The following is a 6,472-nucleotide window of genomic DNA, read 5'->3' as shown; positions in this document are numbered from 1 at the left end:
CTGCAGACCTCTTTTGGTGTGAACAATGTTGCATTGGTACATGGCCGTCCACGTCTGCTGAAACTGAAGGATTTGATAAAATACTTCGTTGAGCACAGACACGACGTAGTCATCCGCCGTACTCAGTATGATTTGCGCAAGGCCAAAGAACGTGCACATATTCTGGAAGGATTAATCATTGCATCTGATAATATCGACGAAGTAATCAAGATTATCCGTGCTGCTAAAACCCCGAATGATGCTATATCAGGTTTGATGGAGCGATTCCAACTCAGTGAAATTCAGTCACGTGCCATTGTTGAAATGCGTTTGCGTCAGCTCACAGGATTGATGCAAGACCAGCTGCACGCCGAATATGAGGAAATTCAGAAGCAGATTGCTTATTTGGAAGAAATCCTTGTCAATGACGAACTCTGCCGCAAAGTCATTAAAGATGAACTGATTGAAGTAAAAGAGAAGTATGGTGACGAACGTCGCTCGGAAATTGTCTATTCATCAGAAGAATTCAATCCGGAAGACTTCTATGCAGATGATGAAATGATTATCACCATCTCGCACATGGGATACATCAAACGCACACCGCTGAGCGAATTCCGTGCGCAAAACCGTGGTGGGGTAGGCTCCAAAGGTACCGAAACCCGCGATGCAGACTTTGTAGAGCATATTTATCCTGCAACCATGCATAATACCATGATGTTCTTTACACAGAAAGGTAAGTGTTACTGGCTGAAGGTATACGAAATCCCCGAAGGTACTAAGAATTCGAAAGGTCGTGCCATCCAGAATTTGTTGAATATCGACTCTGACGATGCTGTAAACGCCTATTTGCGCGTGAAGAACTTGAACGACCAAGAATTTATCAACAGCCATTATGTATTGTTCTGTACTAAGAATGGTGTCATTAAGAAAACATTGCTTGAGCAGTATTCACGTCCTCGCCAAAATGGTGTAAATGCTATCACTATCCGTGAAGACGACCGTGTAATCGAAGTGCGTATGACAAACGGCGACAATGAAATCATCATTGCCAACCGTAACGGACGTGCCATTCGTTTCCATGAAAGTGCTGTGCGCGTTATGGGACGTACTGCCACCGGTGTACGTGGTATGACATTGGATGAAGACGGTCAAGACGAAGTAGTAGGTATGATATGCATCAAAGATCCTGAAGCGGAAACAATTATGGTTGTATCGGAACAAGGATATGGCAAACGTTCGGATATTGAAGATTATCGCAAGACCAATCGTGGAGGTAAAGGTGTGAAAACAATGAATATCACCGATAAAACGGGTAAATTAGTAACTATCAAGTCTGTTACAGATGAAAATGACTTGATGATTATTAATAAATCCGGTATTACCATCCGTCTGAAAGTCGCCGATGTTCGTATCATGGGACGTGCTACACAAGGTGTGCGTCTAATCAACCTTGAGAAACGTAATGACGAAATCGGCTCTGTATGTAAAGTCACTTCAGAAAATGAAGAGGAACTTATAGAGGAGGGGGAAGAAAATACCCTTGAAAGCCCTCAGAACGAGGTAAACAATGAAAATGAAGAATAGACATAATATTAATTTAAATTTTCTACAATCATGAAAAGAGTATTATTTTCAATGGTTTTACTACTTGTCGCAAGCTTTACTTTCGCCCAAGAAAAGAACGTAAAAGAGGCTAAAAGTATTGCTAACGGAGTAAATCCTGACTTTGCCAAAGCAGAGGAACTGATAAATCAGGCTTTAACCAATCCCGAAACAAAGGACAATGCCGAAACGTGGGATGTAGCAGGTCTTATCCAAAGAAAAAGAAGTGAGAAAGAAATGGAAAATGCCTATCTGAGAAAACCTTATGACACTCTTCAGGTATATAATAGCGCATTGAACATGTGTAAATTCTACTTCAAATGTGACGAATTGGCACAAATTCCCAATGAAAAGGGCAAAATCAAGAATAAATATAGAAAATCTAATTCTGCTACAATTTTAGCAGAACGCGGTAATCTGATCAATGGCGGTATCCAATTCTTTAATTTGGCCTCACAGAAAGAAGGCGATGCAGCCAATGAAGACAATAAAAAAGCATTAGATTTCTTTGCAACATACATTGATATTGCTATCAACCCGATGTTTGAAAAGGAAAATCTATTACAAACAGATACTGTATTACCCCAAATAGCATATTATGCAAGTTTAGCAGCTGCTAAGATGGAAGATTATCCTAGTATTTTGAAGTATGCTCCTTATGCGCAAGATGATAAAGAAGTTGGGAAATACGCAATGGAATTTATCTCTACTGCATTGAAAGCTGAAGGTGATACTGTTAAATGGATTGCTTCTTTAAAAGAAGGTATCCAGAAATATCCTGAACATTCATTCTTCTTCGGTCACTTGATTGATTATTATAGCAATAACAACAAATATGACGAAGCTATGCAGTTTGCTGATGATATGTTGGCTAAAGATCCTAACAATACATTCTATTTGTATGTAAAAGGCTACCTTTATCACAATATGAAGGACTATGATAAAGCTATTGAATTCTATAAAAAAACTATAGAAGTAGATCCTAATTATGCAGAAGCATACTCTAATTTAGGCTTGATTTACTGCTTACAAGCACAAGATTTCTCAGAAAAAGCAACTACAGATATTAATGATCCGAAGTATAAAGAAGACCAGGCTACTCTGAAGACTTTCTATGAAAAGGCAAAACCTTATTATGAAAAGGCAAGAGAACTGAAACCTGATCAAAAAGATTTGTGGTTAAATGGTCTGTATAGAGTGTATTATAATTTGCAAATGGGCCCTGAATTCGAAGAAATTGAAAAGTTGATGTAATACTTTCATAATAATAAAAGCCTAATTAAATTATTAATTAGGCTTTTATTATTGTTATATCATTAAGTAAAGAATGTTATTTCTTAAGTGAGGGAGAGAAGAAATTAAAATTAGATTAAATTATTCCAGCGCTATATTAAACATAATGCTGATATTGAACAGAAACCATATTATCCATATTCAACACCTAATTCGGTCTTCCATAAATTACCAACAATGGTGTATCAGAATGGAAAATCATCTTTCTGGCAATGCCAGGGTTAAATAAGCGCGAAAATATATTTCTTTTATAAGAAGTTAATGTTATAATATCAATATGATTACTCTTGATATAACTGTCTAAACTACTAAGCAGATTATCGTTCTTTACCACATCATAGTGTATTTCCAATTGTGGATATTGTTTTTGAAAATATTCCTTAATACCAGCCAGTTTTATTTCATTCCATGTATTTTGAACATCTGAAAGATGTATCAGAGACACTGAAAACTTAAATGATTTCAGATTATTTATTAGCGAATCAAAAGCTATTAAATCACGCTGGTCAAAATTAGTAATGAATGCAATACGCTTAGCTTCAGAAAATTGCTTGAATGGAGTATTTTCAGGAATGGCCAATACCGGTACACGGCTACGTTCAATCACTTCAGCCGTTACACTGCCGATCAAATCAATATCCTTCTGACTTTTACCACGAGTTCCCATTATGATAATGCGTGGCCGATATTCCTTGGTATAGCGGAGTACCTCTTCTTCAGGAATACCTTCACGCAAAACACAAGTATATTTAATATCTGGAAACTCGCCGGAAGCTACCTTCTCTTTTACTTTATCAGATAATGCATTCAAATCAGCATGAACTTTTTGTAAGATACTCCTTACATTCTCCTCATCACTTAGCTGATAGTTAAATACGTCTCCGTATGGCAAAGAAGTTGCATATATAGGAGTAAAATAAACATGTAGTAAAACAACTTCTGCACCTATATTCTGAGCGAAATTGAAACCGAACTCGCAAGCCTTCAAAGAGTAATTGGAAAAATCCACTGGAATCAGCACTTTATTACTAACCTTCTCCAGTTTAGGTGACTTCCCCCCCACTACCTCTTCAGATAACCACGCAGAGCTTTCAGTAATTTTCAGAGCATGAGGTAAGTCACTCTCCTTAATACGTACACGTACGCCAGAAGAAACAACCGGTTGTATCTGGTTTACATTGTGAATATAAGTCTCAATACCTTCATTTTCAAGAACATTTTTCAATATTTGAGCTTTCGCGTACGTTAAGATTGCCAAAGTAACTAATTTATCTTCCATATATCATTGATTTTGAGATTAAAACAAACAAGAAATCCCAATTGTTGTCAGCAATTGGGATTCTATCTAACTTTCTCTTCTTAAGCTCGAACAGCTTCTTCAGTCTTACCTGCCATTTCATCTAAAATTTTTAAAGCTCGCTCTAAAACAGTAGTATCATCAATCATAACCAATCCACCATCTGGTCCAGGTTCCAAGTGAATCCCAACACTTTTCCCCTCCTTAAAATTGTGTCCACCGAAAAAATTTCTTACAGTGTCAACATTCAGTCCAAGTTCATCGGCTATTCTATGCATACTACCACTAGGCAATGAGTCTTTAATCTTACGTAATTCATTAAATGTTATTGTTCTCATATTCATAAATTTAATGGTTAATACTCTGTACTTTTTATTATCACGCTATAAACTTAAGGAAAAAAAAGGATAAAACAAACTATTTCTTTATCTTTTTTCAAAAAGAATATTGCCTCTCCAAAAAATAATCATTTTCAAGTATGCAGAATTATAAGTACAGAGAAAAAGCTCCTAAAAATAGACAGAAACAGCTCGTATAAAGCAGAATTATCGGGTTTATACGAGCTGTTTTTAGAATACAGGGAAAATTTAAATACCTTCTATGGCAGAAGCTGGAACCCACCCTACTTTACCATCTTCCAAACGAATTTCTTTCCATTCACGCATAGAGTTGTCTTTTATCTCAACTTTACGTCCCTCATGAAGAATGAACAGACTTGTACCACTTTCACTGGGAGTACTACGCACTGTGACACTAGGTGCCAACACTATAGCTTCGTTACGTTCCATCAGTTCGCCTTTTTGCTGAGCAGCAAACACATTACTCAATATAACAAGAACCAGGAATACTATTCCTGCAATAAATCCCACTTTCTTTCCCGTAATCTGTTTTGAAAAGAAAAAGAGATAGAACGAAACGAGTAATAGTACAAAGAACACAATCCCCAACTTAGCCCATGCGTCTACGCTAAGACAATTAATCAACGATTTAGTCCAAGATACAAAGAAAACCTCAGGAACTGGGATTACCTTATCGATTGTCTTAGAACGTGCTATCTCCAAATTTGCACGAATATCAGCATTACCAGGTTCCAACAACAAGGCACGCTCATAATTCAATATAGCTCTTGCTATATCATCTGCCTTATAATAACTGTTGCCAAGATTATAATAGACCTCTGCAGCCTCTCCCTTCTTTAACAGATTCTCATATATTTGAATGGCAGAAGCATAATCATTCCGTATATAAGCGCTGTCACCTTCAGCCTTTGTCACATTGCTTTCTTGCCTTGCAGCAGAGAATTCCGCATGTGAACCGACGGATGTAGAGTCACTAGCAGTCTGTAATGTATCTACAGATGCAGAATTCTGCCCATAGGCAGTAATTGCCATCACTAGACTAAGAGTAAAAAACAATATTTTATTCATTACCATTTCCTCCTGATTAATGTTTTATCGAGTTTTCCATTTTACTGATAACTTCCAAAGAAGCTGAATATACCTTATCCATAGCCTGGTTATCATCACCCGGAGCAAAGCGGGCAAACTCACAGTTATTCAATGCATCGAGGAATTCCTTTATCAACGCATCATTCACACCATAATTACGAAGTTCCTCTTCGATATTATCCTTAGACAAACGGGATACCGGAATGTTCAGTTTATCACTGATATACCCCCAAAGAGCCTTCAAAACCTCATCATAAAACGCATCTTTCTTATTCTCAGCCAATAATTTACCAGCTTGCTTCATACGTTTCACCGCCACTTTATTGGCTTTCTTGGTACGCATCTTTGCTACATTTGCATTGGCTGCTATTTGCTTACGATAGATGATAAAGAATGTAATGAATGCAATACCCGGTATCAAATAAAGCAACCAATACGTCAACGAACCGAAGAAGAAATCACCTTTGGGAGACAAAGTAACATTATTCTGCTTGATAAAACGAATATCCTCGTTCAATACTTTCAACTCTTCCTTGCTTGTAAAGTTTGCAATAGTCTGAGCAGCATTGCCTGCTCCCTTTTCCACATGCAATTCATACTCTTCCGTAGTCAACGTTTTATACGAACGGGAATTAATATCAAAATAACTGAACTTTACGGCAGGAATCTTATAAGTTCCCGCATTACGAGGAATTGCCAGATACTCAATGACCTTGCTACCGGAGAGGCCCGAATTTGTCAGACGGAATTTATTGTCCACCTTCGGATCATATACTTCAAAATCCTCGGGGAATTTAACTTCCGGATTAGAGAGCAATTTCAGATTACCGGTACCAGAAATGACAAGTTTGAC

At 37.3% G+C, this 6,472-nt stretch carries 6 protein-coding genes; 2 read left to right on the top strand and 4 right to left on the bottom strand.

The annotated features are described in order from the left end of the window. The coding region (locus ABUA47_RS17985; protein ID WP_349831850.1) for a DNA gyrase C-terminal beta-propeller domain-containing protein at nucleotides 1–1,563 on the top strand (1,563 nt) is incomplete at its 5' end. A 30-nt stretch (nucleotides 1,564–1,593) separates the two neighbouring features. Beyond that, entirely contained in the window at nucleotides 1,594–2,835 is a 1,242-nt protein-coding gene (locus ABUA47_RS17980) for a tetratricopeptide repeat protein (protein WP_005837195.1), read from the top strand. A 187-nt stretch (nucleotides 2,836–3,022) separates the two neighbouring features. On the opposite strand, the gene ABUA47_RS17975 is transcribed toward ABUA47_RS17980, so the two are convergent. The 4 genes from ABUA47_RS17975 to ABUA47_RS17960 form a co-directional block, all read right to left on the bottom strand. Next, a complete protein-coding gene (locus ABUA47_RS17975) occupies nucleotides 3,023–4,153 on the bottom strand; it encodes a universal stress protein (RefSeq protein WP_035448565.1) in 1,131 nt (376 codons plus the stop codon). Nucleotides 4,154–4,233: 80 nt separating this feature from the next. Beyond that, entirely contained in the window at nucleotides 4,234–4,509 is a 276-nt protein-coding gene (locus tag ABUA47_RS17970) for a DNA-binding protein (protein WP_085929906.1), read from the bottom strand. Between the two features lie 249 nt (nucleotides 4,510–4,758). Then, the gene (locus ABUA47_RS17965) at nucleotides 4,759–5,604 is read right to left on the bottom strand and encodes a tetratricopeptide repeat protein (RefSeq protein WP_005827754.1); all 846 of its coding nucleotides are present in this window, start codon (nucleotides 5,602–5,604) and stop codon (nucleotides 4,759–4,761) included. A 10-nt stretch (nucleotides 5,605–5,614) separates the two neighbouring features. Next, the coding region (locus ABUA47_RS17960) for a BatD family protein (RefSeq protein ID WP_349831849.1) at nucleotides 5,615–6,472 on the bottom strand (858 nt) is incomplete at its 5' end.

It is taken from the genome of Bacteroides sp. RTP31139st1_H2_RTP31139_211217 (genome assembly GCF_040227615.1).
In the GTDB taxonomy this organism is placed as follows: domain Bacteria; phylum Bacteroidota; class Bacteroidia; order Bacteroidales; family Bacteroidaceae; genus Bacteroides; species Bacteroides uniformis.
Note: the sequence above shows the minus strand (reverse complement) of the source record. Positions and strands in the feature narration are given on the sequence as shown.

Coding starts and splice junctions, on each gene's coding strand:
- ABUA47_RS17980 (WP_005837195.1), top strand. CDS start 1,594: ATGAAAAGAGTATTATTTTCAATGGTTTTACTACTTGTCGCAAGCTTT.
- ABUA47_RS17975 (WP_035448565.1), bottom strand. CDS start 4,153: ATGGAAGATAAATTAGTTACTTTGGCAATCTTAACGTACGCGAAAGCT.
- ABUA47_RS17970 (WP_085929906.1), bottom strand. CDS start 4,509: ATGAGAACAATAACATTTAATGAATTACGTAAGATTAAAGACTCATTG.
- ABUA47_RS17965 (WP_005827754.1), bottom strand. CDS start 5,604: ATGGTAATGAATAAAATATTGTTTTTTACTCTTAGTCTAGTGATGGCA.